Annotated in this window: 22 protein-coding genes; 4 read left to right on the top strand and 18 right to left on the bottom strand. The window is 54.3% G+C overall.

What is annotated here, in order from left to right; translation table 11 throughout:
- Nucleotides 1-165 precede the first annotated feature (165 nt).
- From ACMHXE_RS13025 to ACMHXE_RS12970, 12 genes are all read right to left on the bottom strand, one after another.
- The gene (locus ACMHXE_RS13025) at nt 166-1,146 is read right to left on the bottom strand and encodes a formate dehydrogenase subunit gamma (RefSeq protein ID WP_101054252.1); all 981 of its coding nucleotides are present in this window, start codon (nt 1,144-1,146) and stop codon (nt 166-168) included.
- A gap of 53 nt (nt 1,147-1,199) precedes the next feature.
- Nucleotides 1,200-1,769 carry a formate dehydrogenase FDH3 subunit beta gene (gene fdh3B, locus ACMHXE_RS13020; RefSeq protein ID WP_025010615.1) on the bottom strand — a complete coding sequence of 190 codons (570 nt, stop codon included), beginning with the start codon at nt 1,767-1,769 and terminating at the stop codon, nt 1,200-1,202.
- A 29-nt stretch (nt 1,770-1,798) separates the two neighbouring features.
- Nucleotides 1,799-4,651: a molybdopterin-dependent oxidoreductase gene (locus ACMHXE_RS13015; RefSeq protein WP_101054255.1), complete on the bottom strand. Its 2,853-nt coding sequence runs from the start codon at nt 4,649-4,651 to the stop codon at nt 1,799-1,801.
- Between the two features lie 18 nt (nt 4,652-4,669).
- Nucleotides 4,670-4,867, bottom strand: a complete 198-nt coding sequence (locus tag ACMHXE_RS13010) for a twin-arginine translocation signal domain-containing protein (RefSeq protein ID WP_101054258.1) — start codon at nt 4,865-4,867, stop codon at nt 4,670-4,672.
- A 372-nt stretch (nt 4,868-5,239) separates the two neighbouring features.
- Nucleotides 5,240-6,238, bottom strand: a complete 999-nt coding sequence (locus ACMHXE_RS13005) for a formate dehydrogenase subunit gamma (protein ID WP_039035147.1) — start codon at nt 6,236-6,238, stop codon at nt 5,240-5,242.
- A gap of 45 nt (nt 6,239-6,283) precedes the next feature.
- Entirely contained in the window at nt 6,284-6,880 is a 597-nt protein-coding gene (fdh3B, locus tag ACMHXE_RS13000) for a formate dehydrogenase FDH3 subunit beta (RefSeq protein ID WP_039035146.1), read from the bottom strand.
- A 27-nt stretch (nt 6,881-6,907) separates the two neighbouring features.
- The gene (locus tag ACMHXE_RS12995) at nt 6,908-9,757 is read right to left on the bottom strand and encodes a molybdopterin-dependent oxidoreductase (RefSeq protein ID WP_101054261.1); all 2,850 of its coding nucleotides are present in this window, start codon (nt 9,755-9,757) and stop codon (nt 6,908-6,910) included.
- Between the two features lie 18 nt (nt 9,758-9,775).
- A complete protein-coding gene (locus tag ACMHXE_RS12990; protein ID WP_025010612.1) occupies nt 9,776-9,973 on the bottom strand; it encodes a twin-arginine translocation signal domain-containing protein in 198 nt (65 codons plus the stop codon).
- Nucleotides 9,974-10,048: 75 nt separating this feature from the next.
- Entirely contained in the window at nt 10,049-10,705 is a 657-nt protein-coding gene (locus ACMHXE_RS12985; RefSeq protein ID WP_146508592.1) for a molecular chaperone, read from the bottom strand.
- Nucleotides 10,706-10,715: 10 nt separating this feature from the next.
- Nucleotides 10,716-12,380: a 4Fe-4S binding protein gene (locus ACMHXE_RS12980; RefSeq protein ID WP_165566094.1), complete on the bottom strand. Its 1,665-nt coding sequence runs from the start codon at nt 12,378-12,380 to the stop codon at nt 10,716-10,718.
- 150 nt (nt 12,381-12,530) lie between these two features.
- Nucleotides 12,531-13,157 carry a DUF3306 domain-containing protein gene (locus tag ACMHXE_RS12975; protein ID WP_101054264.1) on the bottom strand — a complete coding sequence of 209 codons (627 nt, stop codon included), beginning with the start codon at nt 13,155-13,157 and terminating at the stop codon, nt 12,531-12,533.
- Complete coding sequence (locus ACMHXE_RS12970; protein ID WP_101054266.1) at nt 13,157-13,615, bottom strand: DUF3305 domain-containing protein; 459 nt, start codon at nt 13,613-13,615, stop codon at nt 13,157-13,159. Before ACMHXE_RS12970 ends, ACMHXE_RS12975 begins: the two co-directional genes overlap by 1 nt.
- A gap of 278 nt (nt 13,616-13,893) precedes the next feature.
- On the opposite strand from ACMHXE_RS12970, the gene ACMHXE_RS12965 reads away from it, so the two are divergent.
- Nucleotides 13,894-14,724: a formate dehydrogenase accessory sulfurtransferase FdhD gene (locus ACMHXE_RS12965; RefSeq protein WP_224867213.1), complete on the top strand. Its 831-nt coding sequence runs from the start codon at nt 13,894-13,896 to the stop codon at nt 14,722-14,724.
- 24 nt (nt 14,725-14,748) lie between these two features.
- Entirely contained in the window at nt 14,749-15,654 is a 906-nt protein-coding gene (locus ACMHXE_RS12960; RefSeq protein WP_039035141.1) for a helix-turn-helix transcriptional regulator, read from the top strand.
- Nucleotides 15,655-15,696: 42 nt separating this feature from the next.
- Here the strand turns inward: ACMHXE_RS12960 and rlmF are convergent, their stop codons facing one another.
- Nucleotides 15,697-16,764, bottom strand: coding sequence for a 23S rRNA (adenine(1618)-N(6))-methyltransferase RlmF (rlmF, locus tag ACMHXE_RS12955; protein WP_165565895.1), 1,068 nt, complete (start codon nt 16,762-16,764; stop codon nt 15,697-15,699).
- Entirely contained in the window at nt 16,757-17,164 is a 408-nt protein-coding gene (locus ACMHXE_RS12950) for a flagellar basal body-associated protein FliL (RefSeq protein ID WP_100143257.1), read from the bottom strand. Before ACMHXE_RS12950 ends, rlmF begins: the two co-directional genes overlap by 8 nt.
- A 105-nt stretch (nt 17,165-17,269) precedes the next feature.
- Between ACMHXE_RS12950 and ACMHXE_RS12945 the strand changes: the two genes are divergently transcribed.
- Nucleotides 17,270-17,848: a chorismate--pyruvate lyase family protein gene (locus tag ACMHXE_RS12945; protein ID WP_413732449.1), complete on the top strand. Its 579-nt coding sequence runs from the start codon at nt 17,270-17,272 to the stop codon at nt 17,846-17,848.
- 70 nt (nt 17,849-17,918) lie between these two features.
- Here the strand turns inward: ACMHXE_RS12945 and ACMHXE_RS12940 are convergent, their stop codons facing one another.
- From ACMHXE_RS12940 to ACMHXE_RS12925, 4 genes are read right to left on the bottom strand one after another with little or no spacing between them, the layout of a single operon-like run.
- Nucleotides 17,919-20,732: an immune inhibitor A domain-containing protein gene (locus tag ACMHXE_RS12940; RefSeq protein WP_413732447.1), complete on the bottom strand. Its 2,814-nt coding sequence runs from the start codon at nt 20,730-20,732 to the stop codon at nt 17,919-17,921.
- Nucleotides 20,729-21,067 carry a hypothetical protein gene (locus ACMHXE_RS12935; RefSeq protein ID WP_224867207.1) on the bottom strand — a complete coding sequence of 113 codons (339 nt, stop codon included), beginning with the start codon at nt 21,065-21,067 and terminating at the stop codon, nt 20,729-20,731. The genes ACMHXE_RS12940 and ACMHXE_RS12935 overlap by 4 nt, the downstream gene beginning before the upstream one ends.
- Before the next feature lie 48 nt (nt 21,068-21,115).
- Complete coding sequence (locus tag ACMHXE_RS12930) at nt 21,116-23,245, bottom strand: MGH1-like glycoside hydrolase domain-containing protein (RefSeq protein WP_413732445.1); 2,130 nt, start codon at nt 23,243-23,245, stop codon at nt 21,116-21,118.
- 32 nt (nt 23,246-23,277) lie between these two features.
- Entirely contained in the window at nt 23,278-23,865 is a 588-nt protein-coding gene (locus ACMHXE_RS12925; RefSeq protein WP_165565899.1) for a YhgN family NAAT transporter, read from the bottom strand.
- Between the two features lie 187 nt (nt 23,866-24,052).
- On the opposite strand from ACMHXE_RS12925, the gene ACMHXE_RS12920 reads away from it, so the two are divergent.
- Nucleotides 24,053-25,687, top strand: a complete 1,635-nt coding sequence (locus ACMHXE_RS12920) for a metal transporter (protein WP_412486390.1) — start codon at nt 24,053-24,055, stop codon at nt 25,685-25,687.
- Nucleotides 25,688-25,713 lie beyond the last annotated feature (26 nt).

Here is a 25,713-nt window from a genome sequence, read left to right as displayed (position 1 = left end):
AATCTTAAAAAACAGTTAATTAAAGATTTAAGCCAACAAAGTAACTTTATATTTCTCTTTAGCTGGCATAAGTACAGAATATAAAAAAATCACCTTGATATTTTTCATTATTGATAAAAAAGCCGTGTCTGTTGACACGGCTTTTCAGTAGAGTGAGTGCTGACCTTAGTCTCTGTATTTCAGAGTACCGTTGGCCTTGATCTCGTCATACCACAGGTTGTGGTGTTGAGTTGCCCAGTTTTCATCACAGTAACCGGAAATCATACACTCCATACCTCCTTCAGACATAACAGTCGCCATGAAGATATGCACTATGGAGAAGGCACAGATGATGATGGCACTGATTGAGTGCAATATCAGAGCTATCAGGCTCAGGGTACGGCTGGGTTCAAACAGGTTGGGGAACAACAGCAGCATGCCTGAAGCAGAGATGATCAGCCCAAAGAAAGCAAAGGCCCAGAACCACATCTTCTCACCGGCGTTGGCAAAGCCGGCATCAGGGTGTTTACCCTTGAAAGGCCCGAAGTTGATGTAACCACCCACTACCATGAACCACTTGACGTCATACATCTTGGGCAACTGGTTCTTGGCCCACAACAGCGTCATCAGCGCCCAACCGAACATGAAGGGAATCGCCATCACGTCGTGCACTTGCTTGGCGCCATTCACCAGAGAAGCCCAGAAGCCTTCACCCAGATACGGCTGGAAGAAGAAACGCCCTGCCAGCAGCACCAAGCCGGTGAGGATCAGCAGTAAGCAGGGAATCGCCCCCAGCCAGTGAATGCTCACATCAAACTTGGACCAGCGATGTACCATCTTGCCGGAGAAACCATGGTGCAGTTTGGAAATACCGTTAACCATGATAAACAGGGCAAAGATGATGATCATACCGAACAGGGCCAGCATCAACCCGGGAGCCAGCCAGTCGCTGCGCAGTTCCAGTACCCGCAGATCATAGGTGTTGATCGGCTGGTTGTGGAACTGACTGTCGGATGTCGTATAACCCGTTGCCCCATCCTTGAGCTGAGCCCAGATCTGGGCATCGCTCGCTTGTGGTTCCACTGGTGCATCAGCACCATTGGCGAAGCATATGGCGCTGAACATGAGCGCAATAGCCAAGCCTATGTGTTTGAACCATTTGTTCATATTAACCTCTCTCACCGGCCCAGCTAAGCCGGGCCGGATATTCGTGCCGTCTGTTACTTCCAGGCGCCGTTTTCGGCACCGCGATAAGCCACACGCTCACGGTAGATGCCGGAAACCACTTCCGCATCACCGGCCAGCAGGGCCTTGGTTGCACAGAGCTCGGCGCACATAGGCAACTTGCCTTCCGCAATACGGTTGGCACCGTATTTCTGACGCTCGGCGTCCGAATGGTTTTCTTCTGGACCACCGGCACAGAAGGTACATTTGTCCATCTTGCCGCGGGAGCCGAAGGCACCTGATTTCGGGAACTGAGGTGCGCCGAATGGACAAGCATAGAGACAGTAACCACAACCGATACAAGTATCTTTGTTGTGCAGCACTATGCCGTCTTCGGTGCGGTAGAAGCAGTTGGCAGGACATACGGCCATACAAGGCGCGTCGCTGCAATGCATACAAGCCACAGAGATAGAGGCCTCGCCGGGCTGACCATCCTTGATGGTCACCACGCGGCGACGTTGGATACCCCACTCGAGAGCGGAGTCGTTTTCGTTTTTACAAGCGGTGACACAGCCATTACATTCAATGCAGCGCTTGGTATCACACAGAAATTTCATTGTAGCCATAGTGGCAATTCTCCTCGCTTAAGCTGCACTTATGCTTTGACGATCTGACAAAGCGACGCCTTGGTTTCCTGCATCTGAGTCACTGGGTCATAACCATAGGTCAGCGCAGTGTTACAGGATTCGCCCAATACGTAAGGCACTGTGCCTTCCGGATAGTTGGGCTCCAGGCTCTCGCCGTGCATGATCCCGGCAAAGTGGTAAGGCATCCAGGTCACACCAGGTTTAACCCTTGGGGTCACCATGGCTTGAACCAGAATGCGGCCGCCTTCGGCGCCTTCCAGCCATACCTTCTCACCGTCACGGATACCGCGGTCGGCAGCGTCACCAGGGTTGATCTCAACGAACATCTCCTGCTGCAGCTCTGCCAGCCATGGGTTGGCACGTGATTCTTCACCACCACCCTCGTATTCCACCAGACGACCGGAAGTCAGTACCAGTGGGTACTTGCCACTGACATCTTTCTCCTGGATAGACTTGTACAGAGTCGGTAGACGATGTACTTGCATATCATCGTAGGTTGGATACTTGGCTACCAGATCGCGACGGGCTGTGTACAGCGGCTCGCGGTGTACTGGCACCTGATCAGGGAAGGTCCACACGATACAACGGGCCTTGGCGTTACCGAATGGGATACAACCGTGCTTGACGGCAACCCGGACAATACCGCCGGAAAGGTCGGTCTTCCAGTTCTTGCCTTCGGCTTCGGCTTTCTCTTCAGCAGTCAGCTCGTCCCACCAGCCCAATTGCTTGAGCAGCTTGTCGGAGAACTCAGGATAACCGTCCTGGATTTCAGCACCTTTGGAGAAGGAGCCTTCGGCCAGCAGGTTCTTGCCTTGATATTCCACACCGTAACGGGCACGGAAGTTACCGCCACCGTCTTTGACGTGCTTGCTTGTGTTATAGAGGATCTGGGTACCTGGGTGCTTCATCTCAGGTGTACCCCAACATGGCCAAGGCAGACCATAGGTTTCGCCCTTGCATGGGCCACCTTCGGCTTCCAAAGTTTTGTTGGAGAAAGTGCCCCAGTTCATGGTGTGAGCCTTAATACGCTCAGGGCTCTGGCCGGACATACCGATAGTCCACATACCGCGGTTGATTTCGCGGGTGATGTCTTCAATCAGAGGCAGACCATTTTCTTTCTTGATACGCTTGGTGTACTGCTCGGCGAAGCCCAGTTTCTGTGCCAGACGATACATGATTTCAATATCTGTCTTGGACTCAAACAACGGCTCAATAACCTGCTCACGCCATTGGATAGAACGGCCTGAGTTGGAGATGGAACCACGGGTTTCAAACTGAGTCGCGGCAGGCAGCAGGTAGACGCCATCTTTACGACGGTGCATAACACCGGCCATAGTTGGGAATGGGTCAACAACAACGACTGTATCCATCTTGTCCAGTGCATCACGTACGTCGCGCTGACGGGTTTCAGTGTTGACAGACTGACCCCAGAAGAAGGCCAAACGCACGTTGTCTTTCTGTGCCAGCTTCTGCTTGTCTTCCAACACACCGTCGTGCCAACGGGAACAAGGAATACCCGGAGTCGTCATAGGTTCGCGGCCCAGGTAAGTACCCTGGTCGAAGCGGCTCTTCATCCACTCCATATCCAGATCCCATACGTGGGTCCAGTGTTGCCATGCCGCAGTAGTCAGGCCGTAGTAACCTGGCAGGTTATCGAACAGCAGACCCAGGTCGGTAGCGCCCTGTACGTTATCGTGACCACGGAAAATGTTGGTACCACCACCGGAAACACCCATGTTACCCAGAGCCAGCTGCAGGATACAGTAAGCACGGGTGTTGGCATTACCTACGTGGTGCTGGGTACCACCCATACACCAAACTACAGTGCCTGGACGGTTATCGGCCATCATCTTGGCGGCCTGGTACAGGTATTCTTCGCTACAGCCAGTGATGTTGGCCACTTCTTTAGGTGGGAACTTCTTGGCTTCTGCACGGATGGTTTCCATCTCGAACACACGTTCTTTGATGAAGGTCTTGTCTTCCCAGCCGTTTTCGAAGATATGCCACAACATACCGTAGATAAATGGAATGTCGGTACCCGGACGGATAGAGCAATGCAGATCGGCATGAGCCGCGGTGCGGGAGAAGCGTGGATCAACCACGATCAGCTTGGCATTGTTCTTCTCTTTGGCGATCAGAATGTGCTGCATGGAAACAGGGTGTGCTTCTGCAGGGTTGGCACCAATGAAGAAGATGGCGCGGGCATTCTGAATGTCGTTGAAAGAGTTGGTTTGCGCACCATAGCCCCAGGTGTTGGCCACACCGGCTACAGTGGTAGAGTGACAAATACGGGCAGAGTGGTCGACGTTGTTGGTACCCCACATGGCGGCCAGCTTACGATACATGTAGCAGCCTTCGTTGGAGAACTTTGCACTACCCATAAAGTAAACAGAATCCGGACCCGATTCCTGGCGGATCTTCAGCATCTTGTCACCAACTTCGTTGATGGCCTGATCCCAGCTGATACGCTTCCACTTACCGCCTTCAAGCTTCATTGGATACTTGAGACGCTTCTCACCATGGCCGTGCTCGCGCAGTGCAGCACCTTTGGCACAGTGACCACCGGCGTTGAACGGGTGATCGAAGGCAGGCTCCTGACCAGTCCAAACACCGTTTTGTACTTCGGCATACAAACCACAACCTACGGCACAGGCACTACAAATAGTGCGTTTGACTTCGATAGGCGCATCATGAGGTACATCTTTGGCTTCGGCACGACGTATCATGCCGGTACCCAACATAGAGGCGGCAGCAATACCGCCGGCAGTAATACCGGCATTTTTCATAAACTGACGACGGCTGATCCCCAGTTTGGGTTTGTCGGCCTTAGGGGCGACATTGGATGTGCGAGTTAACTTCATCGCTTGAGATCTCCTGGATTAGCTACGCAGGCTGTTGTAATAGCTGCGGATATGCGCTGTTTCGTGATAGCCCTTTGTCGCGGACTTCGCTTCAACAGGCTCATTGGCCTGAGCGGCGCTCACCCCTGTTGCAGCAATCGCGGCACCCGCGGCACTGCCTATGGTGATAGCCTTCAGCAGGGATCTGCGGTTCAGATCTGGCTTCTGGTCTTTCATCTTCGCTCCTGATAATTTTCCCCCGCACTGCGGGTGACTCGACTCTTTTTTGTGCACTCCAGCCTATTAACAACTCAAGCTGCGCTTATGTACAAAAAAGGTAAAAAATCCGTTATATATGAATGGAGTCCTTCTTTAAGCATGGGCAATATAAGGCTTTGCAAGAGTATGGGTTTTGATCTGGGACAGTTTGAATGTAAGCCCCATGGGAGCGGCTGTTCAAAGCGTTAACTGCTTCAAACTTTCAATAAAAGGAAAATAGCGAAAGTATCAGGAGAGTGTGGATTCTGAAGTAAATAATGTTAAAAAACAGATCATAAAAAAACACCCCGGCAGGCCGGGGTGTTTGCAGTCTTAAATCAGCTCAGGGGCTCAATTCTCTCGATATTTGAGCGTACCGTTGGCCTTGATTTCGTCGTACCAGACATTGTGGTGCTGCATCGCCCAGTTTTCATCACAGTAACCGGACTTCATACACTCCATACCGCCCTCGGACAGTACGGTCGCCATCCAGATATGCACTATGGTGAAGGCGATGATCAGAATTGCACTGATACCATGCACCAACAGCGCCGCCATCGAGGCTTCGCGGGGCAAATCCAGGTTGGGCAACACCATCATGATGCCGGAAATGCTGATAAACAGACCGAAAATGGCCAGGGTCCAGAACCACATCTTCTCACCGGCGTTGGCAAAACCCGAATCCGGGTGCTTACCCTTGAAGGGGCCGAAGTTGATGTAGCCTCCCACCAGCATGAACCACTTGAGGTCATAGCTCTTGAACAGCTGATCCGGCATCCATTTCACCACCAGTACCGCCCAGGAGACGATAAACAGTGGCCCGACCCAGTCGTGGATCGTCTTGGAGCCATAGATCAGTGCTGCCCAAATATCGCCACTGACATAGGGTTGCAGCACATGCTTGCCCAACATGATGTTGAGCCCGGTGAAGATCAGGATAAGACAGCTGATCGCCACTACCCAGTGGATAATCAGGTCTGCCTTACTCCAGCGGAACACCAACTTACCGGAAAAGCCGTGATGCAGCTTGGATGGGCCATTCACCAGGTAAAAGAGCACGAACGCCCCAAACACGCCGACTACGGCTATTGCCATAACGGGTGTCAGGTACTGATTGCGCAGCTCCTTGCCCTGATTGCCGGCCACGTTGATCAGCACGCCGGTTTCAACGCCTTTAGCTGTGGTATAGCCGGATTCACCGGATTTTACCGCGCGCCAAAGATCGGCCTCACTGGTTTGCGCCTGTTGCTGGCTCGACTGTTCATCGGCGGCCATGGCTGTGGAAGCAAACCCCAGCCCGGCAACCAATACCAGCAGAGCGAACAGACTGCGCAGTGATTTGATTAACATAGTCACTCCTCGTCAGGGTGGGCCTTAGCCCACCCTCGCTCTGTCTCAGTTGATCTCACCGGTCTTGGGATTGTAGCCCCAAATTACATCAGGGTTACCCCGGGCGGCCATCCGCTCACGATAGATGTTGGATACCACTTCCGCGTCACCGGCCAGCAGCGCCTTGGTGGAGCAAAGCTCGGCACACATAGGCAGCTTACCTTCGGCGATACGGTTGGCACCGTACTTCTTGCGCTCGGCTTCAGAGAAGTTTTCCTCTGGACCACCGGCACAGAATGTACATTTATCCATCTTGCCGCGACTGCCGAAGGCGGTCTTTTTCGGGAACTGAGGCGCCCCGAAAGGACAGGCATAGAAGCAGTAACCACAACCGATACAGGTATCTTTGTTGTGCAGCACTATGCCATCGTCAGTGCGGTAGAAGCAGTCTGCAGGACACACGGCCATACAAGGCGCGTCGGTACAATGCATACAGGCAACTGAAATGGACGCTTCACCGGGCTGGCCATCATTGATGGTTACCACGCGGCGACGCTGGATACCCCACTCGAGCGCGGAGTCGTTTTCGTTTTTACAGGCTGTGACGCAACCGTTACACTCGATGCAGCGCTTGGTGTCACATAAGAATTTCATGACTGCCATAATGGCTTATCTCCTCATCAAGTACGGTTAGGCTTTGGTGATCTGGCACAGGCTGGATTTGGTTTCCTGCATCTGTGTCACCACATCATAGCCATAAGTCAGAACCGTGTTGGCCGATTCACCCTGAACGTAAGGAACTGTACCTTCCGGATAATTCTTCACCAGGCTCTCGCCTTCGAAGATACCGGCGAAGTGGTACGGCATGAAACATTCACCGTTGATCACCCGTGGCGTTACCATGGCCTTGACCTTGATCTTGGCGCCTTCTGGGCTGTGTACCCAAACATCGTCGCCATCGCGTAGACCGCGGTCGGCAGCATCTCCTGGGCTGATCTCGATAAACATCTCCTGCTGCAACTCGGCCAACCAAGGGTTGGAACGGGTTTCTTCACCACCGCCTTCATATTCCACCAGACGACCAGAGGTCAGTGCCAGCGGGAAGTCTTTGGAGAAGTCCTTGTCCTGAATTGACTTGTACAGGGTCGGCAGACGCGCCACCATACGGTCTTCGTAGGTGGGGTACTTGGCGACCAGGTCACGACGAGGCGTGTATAGAGGTTCACGGTGCAACGGAATGTCGTCCGGGAAGTTCCATACGATACAACGAGCCTTGGCGTTACCATAAGGGATACAGCCGTGAGCTATGGCCACACGCTGAATACCACCGGAAATATCGGTTTTCCAGTTTTTGCCTTCGGCGTGTTTCTTCTCTTCTTCGGTCAGGTCATCCCACCAACCCAGCTGCTTGAGCATCTTGTCGGTGAACTCAGGGTAACCGTCCTGAATCTCACTGCCTTTGGAGAAGGAACCTTCGGCAAGTATGTTGTTGCCATTGTGCTCAACACCGTAACGGGCACGGAAGTTACCACCGCCGTTGCGGACTTCACGGTCGGTACGATAGAGGATTTGAGTACCTGGATGCTTCATCTCAGGTGTGCCCCAACATGGCCATGGCAGACCATAAGTTTCGCCCTTGGCCGGGCCGCCGGGTGCTTCGAGGGTATCGAAGTCGAAGGTACCCCAGTTTTCTTGGTGCATCTTCAGACGCTCAGGGCTCTGACCTGTGTAACCTATGGTCCACATACCGCGGTTGAACTCGCGGGTGACATCTTCAACCAACGGCTCTTCACCGTTGACCTTGATGTGCTTACAGAACTCTTTCTCAACGCCCCACTTTTTGGCCAACTTGTACATGATCACATGGTCAGGCAGCGACTCGAACAGAGGGTCGATGACCTGAGAACGCCACTGCAGTGAACGGTTGGAAGCTGACACAGAACCATAGGTTTCGAACTGAGTCGCTGCCGGCAGCAGGTAGACGCCATCTTTACGCTGGTGCATAACACCGGCCATGGTTGGGAATGGGTCAACGACTACCACAGTGTCCATCTTGTTCAGTGCTTCACGCACCTCACGGCCACGGGTTTCGGTGTTGACTGACTGACCCCAGAAGAAGGCCAGACGGATATTGTCTTTCTGGGCAATCTTGTTCTTGTCTTCCAGCACACCGTCGTGCCAGCGGGAACAAGGGATACCGGCTGAAGTCTGTGGCTTCTGGCCCAGATACTCGCCCTGATCGAAACGGCTGTTGACCCAGGCAGGATCCAGATCCCACACATTGCACCAATGCGCCCAGGCGCCGGAAGTCAGACCATAGTAGCCAGGCAGGTTATCGAACAGCAGACCAAAGTCAGTGGCGCCCTGTACGTTGTCGTGACCACGGAAGATGTTGGTACCACCACCGGAAACACCCATGTTACCCAGGGCCAACTGCAGGATACAGTAAGCACGGGTATTGGCGTTACCCACGTGGTGCTGAGTACCACCCATACACCAAACGATAGTGCCGGGCTTGTGCTCGGCCATCATCTTGGCGACGCGACGCATTTGAGCTTCACCGACACCGGCAACATGCTCAACCTCGGCAGGGTTGTACTTCTTCACCTCTTCGCGGATACGTTCCATGCCGTACACACGCTGATCGATAAAGCTCTGATCTTCCCAGCCGTTTTCGAAGATATGCCACAGCAGACCGTAGATGAAAGGAATGTCGGTACCGGGACGGATATGCACGTACTCGTCAGACTTAGCTGCAGTACGGGTGAAACGTGGATCAACCACTATGACTTTGGCACCGCGCTCTTTACCTACCAGAATGTGTTGCATCGCCACAGGGTGAGCTTCACTGGGGTTGGAGCCGATAAACAGCATGCACTTGGCATTGTGCATATCGTTGAAGGAGTTGGTTTGCGCACCATAGCCCCAGGTGTTGGCCACACCGGCTACAGTGGTAGAGTGACAAATACGCGCCGAGTGGTCGACGTTGTTGGTGCCCCACATGGCTGCGAGTTTGCGGTACAGGTAAGACTGTTCGTTGGAGAACTTGGCACTACCCATGAAGTACACAGAGTCAGGGCCGGATTCTTCGCGGATCTTCAGCATCTTGTCGCCGACTTCATTGATAGCCTGCTCCCAGCTGAGACGTTTCCACTTACCGCCTTCGAGTTTCATTGGATACTTGAGACGTTTCTCACCATGGCCGTGCTCACGCAGTGACGCGCCCTTGGCACAGTGACCACCGCGGTTGAATGGATGGTCCACGGCAGGTTCCTGCCCGGTCCAAACACCGTTTTGCACTTCCGCGTAAATACCACAACCTACTGAACAGTGAGAGCAGATAGTACGCTTCACTTCGGTTGGGGCATCGTGAGGAATATCTTTGGCTTCGGCTTTACGCATCATTCCTGCGCCCAGCATAGATGCTGCGGCAATCCCACCGGTAGCCAAACCGGCAGACTTAAGGAACTGACGACGATTCAGACCCAGAGCGGGCTTTGCAGCCACCGCGGCCTGGTCTGTTTTGCGGGTTAATCGCATCACATACTCTCCTTATCGTTATTTGTTACGCAGTGAGGCGTAATAATTGCGCACATGGTCAGTCTCACGGTAGCCCTCACCCTTTGGCACTTCTGGTGCTTCAGGCTTGGCCGCCAAGGCTTGACCACTGACAGTCGCAACCGCGCCTGCCGCACTGCCGATCGCCAATGCCTTGAGCAGTTGACGACGACCCATGTCGGAAGCTTGCTTCTTCATAGTGTCTCCTCGTGTTGAAGGTAGACGGGGGAAACTCCCCCGCATGCTTTAGCCCGTGTTGCCACGGACAAATTCTCAGGCCAGCTCGCTGGCTTTGGGCTGGATCTGTACCGCCGGGGTTTCCACCACAGGCGTGCTCAGCACCAGCTGTTCAAACTCATTGATTTCGGTTTCAAAGAAGGCCCGGCCGAGTTGTGCCACCACGGCGTAAAACGCAGCGGAGGGACAACGGGACAGGGTATCGAAGAAACGTATTATCCAGCTGCCGATATGGCGGCGGTAGAAGGCCAGTTGCTGGTGAGCCGGCGCCTCCAGCAGCAATACGCCCATTACCTCGCACAGAGCGGCGACATGATCTTCCGGTTCCTTGACATTTTCTTCGCGCTCGAAGCCCAGTTGCATCAGGTCCTGACGCAGCAGAGCCAAGGGCTTGTCCATCAGCGAACCTGTCATAAACCAGCTGCCATAGGGCAGGATTTCCCCCGAGCCCACACCGAGGAAGATGTTGAAATACTCATCTTCCAACTGATTACTGTCGAACTGGACGGCCGCCAACTTAAGCGCCAACCAGGCCTTGGTCATCTCACTGTCGTCATTGGCGTCGACTTCGAGGTCGCCAAGAAAACTCAGCAATTCCGGGCTGGGGTGGCGCCTTAGCAGTGCCGCCAGCAGCTGATAGATATCTGCTCTAAGCTGATCGTTTTCTGATACTTCTCTTACTGTTTCGGTCATAGCGGATCTCTTATCTCAGTTGCTTTTCCGGATCCTGGAGTATGTCTTCAAACATATCCTTCACCCGGCAATCACCACACATCTTCAAGCGCTCTATGTTGGCGCTGAAGGCGCTGTGGCTTCCGACCATATCCAGCATCCGGTGCACCATAGACTGGGTCGCGAACGGCGCTCCACAACGAATACATTCGAACGGAGCTTCTTCTTTCAGGATCCGGCGCTGCTGCCGTGCAGCCTTATCCAGATTGACCTGAGGAGTCAGGCTGATCACTTTCTCCGGGCAGGCAGCTTCACACAGGCCACACTGCACACAATCCTGCTCGACAAAATAAAGTGCCGGGGTGTCGCCACCGTCGGTCAATGCCTGGGTAGGGCAGGTCGCGACACAGGACATACACAAGGTGCACTTGTCGGCATTGATATTCACCAGGCCATAGGGGATATTACCCATGGCCAGTTGAGTATCGACATTGGCTGCTTGCTCATTGAGATGATCGATAGCGGCATACAGCTGGGTGCGCTTGTTACCCTCAGAGAGCACAGCAGGTACTATCACGGGCCAGTCCAGACTTACATCCAGTATAGGCCAGAGATTGGCAAGCTCGGCTTCGTCGATAACCCGAATCCTTTGAGGCTGTCCCATCTCATCCAAAATGGCGTTGGCCAATCCCAGTTCGCCCTTGAGCATTTGGGTCAGGGTAGGGGCCGTAGCGCTGGTGTTGAGGATCAACACCTGGCGTGCGCCCCAAGCCAGAGAAGCCATCCAGTGATCCATGCTGGCCACAGTGACTTCTTCCAGTGCCACAGGAAGAACCTCGCCCGGCAACTCGTCATTGATCAAGGCGCCGCCCTGTCCCATGTCGTGGAACAGAACTACAGGCGCGGTTTGGGCTTGCTCGCGGAAGCGGGAAATCAACTTATTCAGGTATGAATGCAGCGCCTGAGGGGTTGGCTGGTCGTAGGCAATGGCCCCGGTTGGACAGGCATTGGTGCAACTGCCGGCGCCGTGGCACAGATAAGGGTCTATCTCAATCTGCTTGGCCACGCTCTTGATAGCATCGGCCGGACAGAAGTTGAGGCAGCGGTTACAACCATTATTGCCGTTGCGATTGTGGGCACAGAGATCGGCGTTGACCTTGACATAGCGCGGCTTGTCAAACTGGCCGATCATCTGGGGCAACTCTTGCAAGGCTTCGGCCAGTTTCTGCGGGTCCTGACCCACATAGAAATAGCCGGGTGGCAGCATTTCCAACTGAATTTGCGGCTCGCGGCTCAGGTCGAGGATCAGGTCAAAATGCGGCTTGCGCAGAGCAACCACACTGAGCTCGGCGGCGCCGTTGTCATGTTCGACACTCACCTGGAATTGACCGAGGAAGCCTTTGATGCCAATCAGCTTGTTGTAGTAGCTCTCAACCTCTTCGGCGGCAGCCATTACGGCTTCGAGATGGGCCTCTTCCTGGCTGGTGATCGGCTCATTGGCCAAGATCACTCTGCCGGCCATGGCAGACAGTTTGTCTGCCGCCAGCCGGGCCAGATCTTCAGGGCCTATCACCAGGACATTCCCCTCTGTGGTGTAACTTACGGTCGGTGGGATCAGGTTTTGCAGAATCTGAGTCTGCTGGCTGACCTCACGACGCACCTGCCGCAGCGCTTGCTGGGCGGGATTATTGCTCACACTATTGTTCACTTTGCGTTCCTGAACAGTTTATGGCGGTGGCCGTATTCTTTATCTTGCTGCTTTTATTATTGATTTACAGCTTGCTATAGCCTGAATACAGCAATTCACATACCAAATTTATGGGCATTAAAGGCTGTTAAACTGACGTCAAACAACCGGCTTATGAGTTTCTGCCACTGTATCTGAGGCATTTTGGGCTTCTGCCGTCATTTCCCCGTCCAAATTGTCCGCCGGCGACTGTGGCGCAGATTGCTCGGCTAACTGTGGCGTGTCGACCTCGGCATCTTCTAGGGAAGCATCGGCTTCGGCTAAGGCTTCTTCTGCTTCTTCCGGCTCCTCTTTTTCCAGTACGTGACGGAAAACTTTCTTGGCCAATTCTGCAGAGGCTTCAGCGGTTAGCTTGGGCTGGTTGCTGTAATCGAGTGCGTACTCGAGTAAGCCGTCGATTTCATTGAAGTGAGGTTGCTTCCACAGGGTGCGCAGTGCAGCGGTCTTGACAGCCGGGTCGACATTTTTGGCCATAAAGCTGGCGAAACTGCCGCCAACCTCGATACCGTTGGGGTCGGGCAAGTCTTCGGCGGTCAGCAGTTTTTCTTCCTGCGACTCAGGCTCTGACAGAGTTTCGAGCGCAGCCTGAGTTTCCGGCTCTGCCTCTGCCACAATTTCCGCTTGGGGAGGTGTTTCTTGCAGCGGTTCATCGACAGGAGTTTCACCGTCCAGTACCTGTTGTTTGCGCAGTGCCCAACGGCTCAGGAATCCACTCTTTTCGGCCATTAGTGCCTCCGAATGTTGTCTTCGGCCAATTCCTTGCGGCGGTTAACATGTTTGCGTCTGTGGGCGGTGATTTCCACTTCACCGTGACGGGTTATAAAGGCTTCAATCCAGCAGGCAATCGCCTCCGGCATCGGCATGTTCAGCACTGGGGTATCCCCTTCGAGACAGCCGGCTGCGACATTTTGGTCGGCGGAGATGGCGGCCGGGATCCAGTTGCCCTCGACATCTTCGTCACAGACGATGTAAAGCATGGGATTGTCCATATCCAGATTAAGGCGGTAACTGGCACGCTCATCACGAAATAACTCCAGTAGAACCAGCTTGGATCCGGGCGGCGCCTCATGAGTGGCGGGCACGATTTGGTCCAGCTCCCAGCTGATGGATGTCCAACGACCGACCTGTTTCTCCACTTTTTTCAGTGAAACGTACATGGGCCATACGCTTTCGGAATGTTGCATACTGACTCTCCCTCCCGATGGGATTATTTTCGGGCATAAGTAAGACCTCTATGACATTGCAATTTTAGTGCCAGTTGCCATATGAGAAATAAGTTTGAACTTGATCATCTATTTAAGGCTAAAAGTAGGACATTTTGTCCAATATGTAATCTGGTTTGGGACATTCATGACCTGGGTATTGTCGACGCTTGCTGCGGATCACGCATTTTGCAGCCTGAACCCTGTGACGGTATAAATATTGCTATGCTGTGGCCCATGCTCTCTATGAAGGTTTAATAATGACCCGTGCCAAACCCCAATTGATCAAGACCAATACCCAGGTACCTTTGACCATTGCCGTAACTGCGGTCGATGAAAATGGCCAACTGCAGGAGAAGTATGTCGCCTGTGAAAGGCCGCTGACGGTTTACCTCAACTGGCGACCAATAGTCACCCTGATGACCTTGGGCGCAAGAGCCGAGGCTCTGGCACTGGGTTACCTTAAGAATCAAGGTTTTATTAATGATGTTTCGCAACTGGAATCTGTGATTGTTGACTGGGATGTGGCTTCCGCGGCCGTGATCACCCGGGAGCAGACTGAGGATCTGGATGCCAAACTGGCCGACAAGACGGTCACCACAGGCTGCGGCCAGGGCACGGTATTCGGCGGCTTTATGGAAGGGTTGGACGACATAGTCCTGCCGCAGCCGAAACTGAAGCAGAGCATGCTCTACTCCCTGTTGAAAAACATCAGTGAATACAATCAGACTTACAAGAATGCCGGTGCTGTTCACGGCTGTGGTCTGTGTGAAGCGGATAAGATAAAGTCCTTTGTCGAAGATGTTGGCCGCCACAATGCGGTGGATACTCTGGCCGGGGAGATGTGGCTGGAGCAGGACAGAGGCGACAACAAGATTTTCTACACCACGGGACGGCTTACTTCCGAGATGGTTATCAAGGTTGCCAAGATGGGGATCCCTGTGCTTTTGTCCCGCAGCGGTGTTACTCAGATGGGCCTGGAATTGGCGCAGAAGTTGGGGATCACCATGGTCGCCCGTGCCAAGGGACGCCATTTCCTGGTGTACAATGGCGCCGATAATATTGAGTTTGATGCCAGCAATCCACGCTGATACCCAAGATACCAAGGAGAAGTGATGACGGAGCCCAGTGAACTTGTCTATATGAGCGCCAAGCAGGTGGCCGAGTATCTGGACCTCAATGAAAAAAAGGTCTATGCCATGGCCAATGAGCGTATGCTACCGGCGACCAAAATCACAGGTAAGTGGCTGTTTCCAAAGATACTAATCGACCGTTGGATCATGGACTCCTGCCACAGTGGCATGTTGACAGATCGCTTGCTGATCACCGGCAGTGATGACCCCTTGTTATCGATGCAGGTGGCCAGGCTGATGGCCCAGGTAGGCAGTCGAGAACTTATTAGCTACAGCGCTACAGGTTCCCGCCTGGGGCTGGAGCTCTTGTCCAAGGGCTATGCCGATGTCTGTACCTTACATTGGGGCAGTTTGGAAGAGCGTAATATTCGTCATACGGCGTTGCTGAAGGGGTATCCCAACCACCAGCAATGGATCATGGTTCACGGCTATAACCGCCAGCAGGGGTTGATAGTGCGGCCGGATATGCACCACAGGTGTCAGGAAGAGAGCAAGGTGTTGCAACTCTCCTGGCGCTGGGTCACCCGCCAGGGCGGTGCCGGCAGCCAGCAACATCTGGAACATTGGCTGTTGAAGCAGGGTGCCAAGCTTGAGCAGCTCAACTCAGTACTCACCGCCTTCAGTGAAAGGGAGTTGGCCGGGTATATTGCCCGGGGTGATGCCGATATCGGCTTTGGTTGTCAGGCGGTCGCCATGGAAAGTGGCTTGAGCTTTGTGCCCTTGGTGACAGAGTCCTTCGACTTTGTCATGCCGCAGGGGATCTATTTCCGCCGTCAATTACAGCAGCTGTTCAAGATGCTCGGCGGTAGCCACACCCGGCAGATGGCCGCTCTGCTCGGTGGTTACGATCTCACCGATTGCGGCCGGTTGCTGTGGAGTCCGGAGTAGATCGGATTTTCAATCCAATTTGAGGTCTGCCTTTGGCGGGCCTCAAGCCTTGAACTTCCACCACTGAAGTCTGGCGGCTGCATCGAAGAAACTCCAGGCTAACACCCGGGTTTGCTTATTGCCCTGTTGCATCTCCAATATCTTGACCTCTTTGGCGCCAAGCCGCGTTAACGCCTGTTGACAGGGTTTGAGGTTGTCACTCTTGGACACCAAGGAAGAAAACCACAGCACTTGTCCACCATATTCGCGACTTTCGTGAATCATCCTCAGTAAGAAGCCCAACTCGCCGCCATCGCACCAAAGCTCGGCCTGACAGCCGCCAAAGTTCAGTTTATGCTCCTGACGCTGATGTTGCTCGCCGCGACTTGCCGCCAGATTGCGCTGCTTGCGTTCGCTGCCACTGCGGGCATCGGCGGCCGAGGCATGAAACGGCGGATTACAGAGGCTGAAGTCAAAACACTCCCCCGCCTGCAAAAGACCATGAAATATCTGTTCCGGTTCGGGTTGCAGTCGCAGTTCAATGGCACCAGTCAGCTTGGGATTGTGCTGCAAAACGCCGGCGACATTGTCCAGCGCCACAGGGTTGATATCGGCGCCGACAAACTGCCAGCCGTAGACACTTGAGCCAAGCAAGGGGTAGATGCCATTGGCTCCCGTGCCTATATCCAGGCCGCGAATACGCCGGCCTTGGGGGATTTTACCGCCTTCGGCCAGCAGATCGGCGATATGGTGCAAATAGTCTACTCGTCCGGGAATTGGCGGGCACAGATAGCCCTCAGGCAACTGCCAGTCCTGGATATGGTAATGGTGCTGCAATAGGGCGGCATTGAGGGCCAAGACAGCTTGCGGTTCGGCAAAGGGAATCGAAACCTGGCCATAGTCTGTGGTGATAAGGTGAGGCGCGAGCGCAGGGTAACTGGCGGCCAGAGCAGCAAAGTCATAGCCCTGGCGGTGCAGGTTGCGCGGGTGCAAGCCCTTGTTCTTGGCTTTTCCGCCCGTTTTAACCAAGGTTTTGCCGGCTTTTTGAGTCGTCTTTTGCGGCTTTTTCTTTACCTCGGCCCAGGCCTTGCCTTTCGAAGCGTTGAGCCGACGCTTTGTTACCTCAGTCATACAGGTACTTGGTAAACAGCAGATTCACCACCAGTGCCCGACCGGTTTCCTGCTCCAGCAAACGATTGACTGTGTCGTAACATTCACGGCGGATCTCTTCTCTGCCGGTAAGCGACTTGACCCTGTCCTCGGGTTGATTACCGAGAATCTCCACTATCGCGGCTCGCAGCAGGGGATCATGGTGTTGCAAGGCTACCAAGTCCTGGGGATCTTTCACCATCAGCTCAACACTGATGCGTACAAACCCCAACTTCTTGCGGTTGGAGATATAGTTGGTCACTATTTCAGGTTCAAAGCCATAATAGGCATAGGTATCTTCGGCAGGCTTTTCATCGGCCGCCATCACAGGCTGCAACATGCCGGCCAGCATAAAAAACAACAGTGTCAAAATGCGTTTCATATTGAGTTTCCAGCTCCCGTGACTTGTGCAGACGCCCCTTGCGATCTATCTGCTTGTGGGCAAGCGTGATAGACTCCCGAGTTGTAATATTGTACCGGGTATCCGATGAGTGTGACCAGTTTAAGCTTTCCTTATGGTGAATCAATTCAGTGGTTTTCGCCAGAGCAATTACAACAACTCCCCGCAGCGCCATTGCATGATTGGCTACTGGCGACCGGCAGTCTCACCAAGAGACTCAAAAGTTGCTGCAATCACTTTGAGGTCAAACTGCTCGGCGAAGCCATGCTGCCCACCGCAGCTCAGGAATGGCAGGGTAAGGAGCACAAAGCCATCTGGATCAGAGAAGTGCTGCTCTGCCTGGACGGGACTCCCTGGGTCTTTGGCCGCACCCTGATCCCGGCAAAGCTGCTGGAGCAACAGCAGAGACTGGGTAAGTTGGGTACTCGCCCCTTGGGAGAATTGTTATTTGGTGATATCGGCTTTGAACCCGGCGCTATAGAGGTTGCCTGCTTCGATAACCATTCACGGGTCGCTTCCCTCGCAGATTCACTGTCGCAACCTACCACAGAGGCTATCTGGGGCAGAAGACGTTATTTTCACTTTCAGGAGCAGCAACTGATTGTCGGTGAAATCTTCCTGCCGGCGGCGGTTGCCGCCATCCATCAAGGCCAACTTACGTCTTGAACAAGGGCTTGTAATCCCTCTCTTGAATTCCCCAAAACATACAAGGGACGCCAAAGCGTCCCTTATTCTGTCAACGCCTGCGCCGCCAGGCGATCAGCGCCAGCCCCAATAGGCTCAGGCTGCCGAGACTACCGCCACCGCCGCCGGAACTGCTTTCAGTCGTATTGGGTACAACCGGGTTGGAGACCACCAAGGTGCGACTATTACTGCTCTGATTATTCTGTGAGTCAGTCACTGTCAGGCGCACACTGTAGCTGCCCGCCGCACTGTAGGTATGCGAGGGAGAAGCAACTGTGCTGCTCTGGCCATCACCAAAGTCCCACTGATAACTGAGTTCTCCGCTGCCACCGCGGCTGAGATTATTGAACTGCACGGTTAAACCTGTACCACTGATATCGAACAGCGCCGACAGAGGAATGCTGACAGTCAGTTGCAAGCTGGTCACGGTCTGCCGGTTATTGGCGTCTGTCACCGTCAGTGTGACTGTGTAGGTGCCGGACTCACTGTAGCTGTACTGAGGCGTCGCTTGAGTGCTGCCAACGCCGCCGACACCAAAGTCCCACTGGTAAGTGTAAGGTGCAGTACCGCCACTGAGATTGGCGCTGAAACTGACATTGCCACCTTCCTGCTGCGCTGAAATGCTGGCGCTGAGTTCTGTGCCGTTGCTGTCGCTGCGTTTACTCACCAGCAGCTGCGCCTGGCTGCTGTCTTGCTCCTGGGTCAAAAGCTGCACCATAAGACCCAGTTGGGGCAGCACCAGACCGGCCTGAGGCTTGAGCGGCGCACTGTAGTCGTCGCTGTCATCAAACAGGCTATTGTTGCCAAGATGGGGGTCACCGAAAAACGCCGACTGCGGATAGAGGCTGAAGCTGGCATCACGAACCTGTACATCGGTATCACGGTTGCCGATCAGGTTTTGATCCGCATCCACCACCCCAATGAGCCCGTATCCCGGATGCTCTGCCACCTTGTTGTCGCTGTAGGCTAAGTTTTCAAACCACACCAAGAGTCCCGGCTCATAACTGTCTTGTTGCAGTCCGCTATCCACGCCCTGATAGTTGCGCAGTTGCAGCAGATAACGCCGCGGCGCGCCTGGGCGAGAATCATCGGTGCGAACAAAACCCGAAAGATTTACCGCCTCGAGAGCCGTCTCGGCATTGTCGCTGTAGACTAGGTTGCCGTCACTCTCTATACGTATGTCATCCACCACAAAGCCATAGCCACCGACAGCTTCATCGGTACGATACACCAGGCTTATCTGCTTGTTCATTCCGGCGTAGGCGCTAAGGTCGAAGCTCAATTCTTGCCAGCCTTGCTCTCCCTCACCGCCGGATAAGGCCGCCGAGTCACCACTGATAATATTGGCGGCATTGTTGATACTGTTGCTGCTCTTGGTATGGCTTCCCGCCAATGGCACCCCATCCACCAGCAGCTGCACATAGTCGTAGTCCTGTTCTATCTGCCAATGGGCCTTCATTTTCAGCGTCAGACTGGTACTCATGGGTAGCTGCAGTTCGAACGACATGGCGTTGTTGAGCTGATCGCCCTGATTCGAATAGTACTGGTATTGCCCCTGGTAAGCCTGAGTAAAGGCGATGGAGTCGGACGGCAGCTTGATGGCCAACTGGTTTACGCCACTGCTATTGGCATGCGTAAGCGACACCTGAGTGCCGTTGCTATCCAGCGCCTGATAATCCAGGGATTGTTCGTTGACCCAGCGGCCCTTGTATCTGTCCTGCAGAAACGAGCGGGCATAGGGGCTGAAACCACTGGGCTGCGAGCCTCTCGGAGAACCTGCCCAGCTGCCGCCGGACATCAGAGACCAGAGACCTACAGGCGAGCCATCGCTGGCTTCGGCACTGGTGTCATACTCATCCGGTAAACCGAGATCGTGACCAAACTCATGGGTACAGACACCGGTTCCGGCATCCAGCGGCTGAATGGTATAACCGAACAGACGCATATTACTGCCAGGGATAGCCTGGCCGTATTGACCTGGCGCCGAGGGAACAAAGAATCTGTGTGACCAGATGGCATCATCACCGAGCACGCCGCCACCGGCCTCTTCGCCTATGCTGGAATGGAAGATCATCACATGATCCAAAATCCCATCGGCTTCATTCAGGTTGCCGTCAGCGTCGATATCATAAGGATCTTCAATATCATACAGTGCCAGCTCAGCGGTACTCATGCTGGCTACTGCAGCTGCCACCGCTTCTTCTACCAATTCGGTGGCGGCTGTGTCGTCATTGTTGTTATTCGGGTCGTTGGCACCATAGTAGGCAGCATTTTGGCTGGCTCTGAACCAGCCTTTCACATCACCATTGAAGAAAAAGCTCTGACCGGAAACTGCTTGATAGTACTGATAGGCTGAGGGCAGTACTTGCCCCTGGGGCCCAGGGAAACCTGCATCGGAAAACAGCAGATCACGGTAATGGGCTACCGAGTAGTTGGCGTAATACATTTCGGTATCGCCGGGACTCAGGCGATTGTTGTTATAGGGCAAGTCGGGAAAATCCACCAGCACGGCCAACACCTTGACCCGCTTGGTCACATCGGTATCGGCTACCCGCGACTGTGCCCGCATTAACTTGCTTTGACGCAGGCTATTACTTCGTGCCTGTTGCAGCAGTTGCTGTTCTCTGGCCTTGAGCACTTGTGCGGCCTTGCTGTCTGCACCAGTAGCTTTGGCCGTATAAGCCGCCAGCGCTTGCTGCCGCTCCTCTTCTGAGGCGTCGGCATCAAGTTCACCGCGTTTCTCCAGCCAGTAGAGGATCTGCTCTTTGTTGATCACCCCGGGATCCGCCGGAGCCGTGGCGGCCAGAGCATTGGATATGCCAAAGAGACAAGCCGCCCCCAGGGCAAATACCGGCTTTAAACTCATGACTTGGGCTCCTTGATACACTTTTCAAACTTCTGATTGCGTTGCTGAATATACTCAGAGACCTTGGCTTCGGCCTCTTGTTCGCTCATTTGCGGAGTGATGATGTTGCGCTCGATAAGACTGGTTTTAATTTTAGCTCGATTTACCACAGGTGCCCCATTACCACAGGGCAATAAGGGTTTAACCGCGCGGTTTTTATCCGTAATGGTATCGACTCCGCCATCGCTCCCTGCCTGACAGGCACCAAGAAGCAAGCAGATAGCAAGAGTTGAGGGCAGTCGCACCGGCAGCGCCTTGTTTTTAACAGAGATGGTACAGAAGATTAACAGCAGCACATGAGATTGCACAGCAGAAAATCGCGGCCAATTCGCCTCATTCAGCGATTATTCAGCCTCAGACAACAAACCTTCACTATAAAGTAACAATAAGACCGAGGCCGACCAGCTGAAGTTGGTGCCATGCTGTCCTTCACCGCTGAGTGGATGGTAGTTTTCCCGTATCGGCAGATCCCGGCTATCGGCGGCGATGGCCGTCAGCAAGCGCCGCGACATTGCACTTGCCTGTTGCCGGTAACCGTAATGCTGCAATCCCTTAATGGCGAAGAAAGCCTGATCCAACCATACCGGCCCGCGCCAGTATCTGTCGGGGGCAAACGCTGGGCTGTCGCCGCTCACGCTCGGAAATGGCACCTGGGTACCGAAGCTTTCTGGTTTAAGTTGTTGTGTTACCAACGCTTCGGCCTGTTCAGGCGAAGCGACACTGGCCCACAGCGGGATCCAACCTTCAGTGCCCTTATTGTCGCTGAGCAATCGCCGCTTGCCCTCGGCATCGAAACGTACATCGTAGAAGAAATCGCTGGCAGGGTCGTAAAAGGCCTGCCGAATCGCTTGTCCCAACCGCTGGGCCTGTTGCCGCAGTTGCATTGCCTCGGCTTCCCGTCCCAGCAGACTGGCCATTTGCGCCAGATACTGTTTATCGGCATAGAGAAATGCATTGAGATCGACACTCTCCTGATTGAGTGAGTAGCCGAGCAAACGCCCCTTGGCGTCACGATTTTCCAGTACCTGCAGGCTGTTATCGGCATCGAATCTGGGTGCATTGTCCATGCCGGACTCCCAGGCCGCCGCCTGAATGATGGCATCACGATTAAGTGCCCCAGGCTCACCGTGCAGCGGATGCAGATTGGCGCCATATTCCGCCAAACCATTGCCGTCATGATCCCGGTTGCGATACCACCAGGCATGCAGGGCCATCAATCGTGGATAGAGCTCGGCGACAAATGCCTTGTCAGCGTCTTGAAGGTAGATCTCCCATACGGCCCAGGCCGCCAGCGGCGGTTTGCCATTCCGCTCATTCCAGTTGCCGCCGTCACCGCCGCGGGCCGCATCTTGGTTGTAAAACACCGCATCCGGCATGCTGCCGGCATCCTGGGGTCTGACGGGATCCTGCGCATCAAATTGATAGTCAAACATCGCCCGTACATTGGACTTGGCAAGCCAAGGCTCGACACGCGCCAGGGCCACCGCCTGTTTCCAGCTATCCCAGGCCCAGATGCCATTGAACCATTGATAGGTGACCGAAGGTGTTACCCCGTGGTGACGCAATGCCCCGGCCGGGCTGCGCCAGTTGTGTGTCAGGGTGCTGATGGCCCGGGCAGCCATACGCTTTTGCCCCAAGTCGCCATCGGCCAACTTGGCCAGACGCCAACCCCAGCGACTATGGTTGCGCTCGGCGCTCTGCAACAACTTAGGCCACTGCAGCGGCTTTACCTCTGCTGCGGTGTGAAAATATTGCTGAGCACTGAGAAAACTGCGCCGCTCAGAGGGAGCCAGGTTCAGCACTTCAGAACTGGCTCGGTAGCCCCGAGCGCCCCGTTCTTCCAGGAAGGTGGGTTCACGGAAGCTTATGCGGAATTTGGCATCATCGAGCATTAGCGACCAAGTTTTTCTCAGTGGCCGAAACTGCCACTCCAGTTGATTGGTCGCAAACTGTCTGCCGGCAATCCAGGGTTTGCCTACCGCCTTATCGAAGGGTTCTCCTTGCCATTGCAACTGCCACTGGCCGGCTTGGGAGCCGGTATTTTCCAGCACAGTCTCAATCAGTGAGCTGCGCTCATCGGCAAAATAGAGTTTGGTGCTGAGGCTGAGATCTTGCCAGCGATATTCCTGATACAGGCCATCCGGGCGACTGAACAGGCGTCTTTCCGCCTCGGCAAAATTCTTAGCCTGGCCTGTGCTCAAATCCAATACGCTGAGGTGCTGCAAGCTGGGCGCCAGATGCAGGCTGTATTCCTGGGCGATGATCATAGGACCGGTGAAGCTGCCATAAAATGCAGGCTCATCCGGTAGGTGATATCCATGCCAGGCGCCCATATCCATGTACACCGCGGGGATCTTCTGATTCCCGGCGGCGTCCCGCTCCTGCGCTTGCTGCGGCGTGCCTTGATAGGGCAAGAGATTGTCATAATCTCCGGCGGTCAGACTCAAAGCACAGATCAGGGCACAACTAAGCACTTTTACCTCGACTCAACATAACGATTAACAACTCAAGGATTCAAATATCGAGAGACACCATCGAGGAACATCTGCACCGAGATCATCACCAGCACCATGCCCATCAGACGCTCGACCGCGGTGAGCCCTTTATCACCCAGCACTCTGGTAAATAACTTATAAAACATTAGTATAGCAACGCTGGCGCCCCAGGCTGCCACCAGGGCTATGGTCCAGTCCGTCATACGACTGCTATCCGTATGGGCCAGCAGTATCAGTGCCGCCAAAATTGAAGGGCCGGCCATCAAGGGAATCGCCATAGGCACAATGAAGGGCTCTTCACCGGCGGCCAGGCCCACCACCCCACCGGGTTGGGGGAAGATCATCCTGATGGCGATCAGGAACAGAATAATGCCGCCGGCAATGCTGACCGATTCTGACTTGAGGTTGAGGAAACTCAGGATGGCTTCACCGGCGTATAGAAATAACAGCATGATCAACAAGGCAAAAATCAGCTCTCGGATCAATACTCGACGGCGTTTCTTGGGCTCGATATGACGCAATATAGAGGCAAAGATAGGCAAGTTGCCCAAGGGATCCATAATAAGAAACAGCATTACGGCAGCCGACAGAGTATCCATAAATATCCATTCACCAATACAACAACATAGAGTCGACTATTGTATAACTTTTTAGTCACCGGCTGTGGACTTTTATCTGTGGTCTCGGAGGGGAAAATCCTTCAAGGTAAATTCCAGGTAACGGCACTGCTCATTTGCCCGGCTACTGGTATACTATGGCGTTCTCTAAACTTCAGCCGTGAAATACATGCTCTATCTCGTCGCCAGTTTTATCGCCCTGCTCCTGGGCCCGCTGTTTTACCGCTATTTCTCATCAGGGAGCGGTTTGCAGAAGGGCTTGGACGGCTTTATTTTTGTTTCCCTCGGCGGCCTGGTACTGATCCATATCCTGCCGGAACTGCTGGAACACGGCGGCATACTGGCGATCATCTTCGTAATCCTCGGCCTTTGGGGACCCAGTGCCAGCGAAAAGCTGTTTCATCGCTATTCAGAGATCACCCATAACCTGACCCTCACGCTGGGGATAGGCGGCTTGTTGCTGCACACCATCACAGATGGCGGCGCCATGGTGCTGGCACAACAGGAAGGCAACTCCAGCCTGTTGGCGCTTGGGGTGATCATGCACAGGCTACCCGTGGGCCTGGCGATTTGGTGGTTACTCAAACCCCAGGTCGGCACCCGTTGGGCCAGTCTGGTGTTGCTGGCCATGATGGCGCTGACATCTGTGGGCTACTTCGCCGGAGAGCAGCTGCTCAGCCATCTGAGCCTGGATAATACCGTGTACCTGCAAGCCTTTGTCACAGGCTCTATTTTGCATGTGGTGCTGCATCAGCCCCACGGCCATGGGCAGCAGACCCCAAGCAGCAAATATGAATACCAGGCCGGCATAGGCAGCCTGCTGGGGATAGGCCTGCTGGCATTGCTGCTGATGATGGATTCCGGCGGCCACCAACACGCTCACCATGACCACAGCACAGATCAACTGCTGCACTGGTTGCTGTTACTGGCTCCGGTATTGCTGGCGGCCTACGCTCTGGCCAGCATACGTTTTGCCGCAGGTTTGTCTCCCACTCAAGCCTCGCTGCCGGGACGTTGGTTACAACGTCTCGCCGGCCCTGAAGCCTTATTACTGACCTTGGTGCTGCTGGGCTGGCAGTTTGCTCTGCTGCAGACCCTCGCACTCGCCGCACTGGGATTGTTTTTGAGTTATGCCCGCATCGAATTGACCGATCCCCACGCCAAGGTGCCGCAGTCCGCCTGGCATTTCGGTTTCACTCATCTGGTGGATAGAAGCGCGCCCTGGATCTTGCTCAGTTTGATCCTCGCCAATCTGATAGGTCATCCGTCAGTGCCGCTGTCGCACCCGGTGGCACAAGTGCTGGTGCTGGCCTTACTGTTTCTGCCGCTGCGTTTCTGCAATCTGGGCGCCGCCGTGTTGGCGATGTCGCTGGCCTACAGCGGCTGGAGCCCCTTGGCAGTAGCCTTGACCCTGATTGCCGCACCTGTGCTTAATCTGTCACAACTCAAGTTGATGAGCTGGAGTCAAAGGCTCGGCATGTTGCTGCTGCTATCCATTCTGCTTAGCGGCATTGCCTGGTGGCAACCACAGTGGCGTGAGCTGGGAGAGCTACCGAAAGAGATAAGCTACCCGGCGCTGACGCTGCTGTGTCTGCTCTACTCCAGCAGCTTGCTGCGTCAGGGGCCACGCAAGTTTTTACGGGGGATGTGGCTGGCCAAAGGCCATAGCCATGACCACGGCTCGGGGCAGCACAATGACTCAGGCCACAACCATGGTTCACATAGTCACGGTTCGAGCAGCCATGACTCACACGGCCATGCTCACCATAATGGCCATGAGCATCAAGACAAAGGCTCTCACTGATTTAACCCTGTCAATGGGTGCCTTTG

Origin of the sequence: Shewanella sp. BJSY2023SW007, assembly GCF_047314525.1 — a bacterium.
Lineage (GTDB): Bacteria > Pseudomonadota > Gammaproteobacteria > Enterobacterales > Shewanellaceae > Shewanella > Shewanella chilikensis.
The sequence above is the reverse complement of the archived record's forward strand: the minus strand, read 5'-3'. Positions and strand labels throughout refer to the sequence as shown.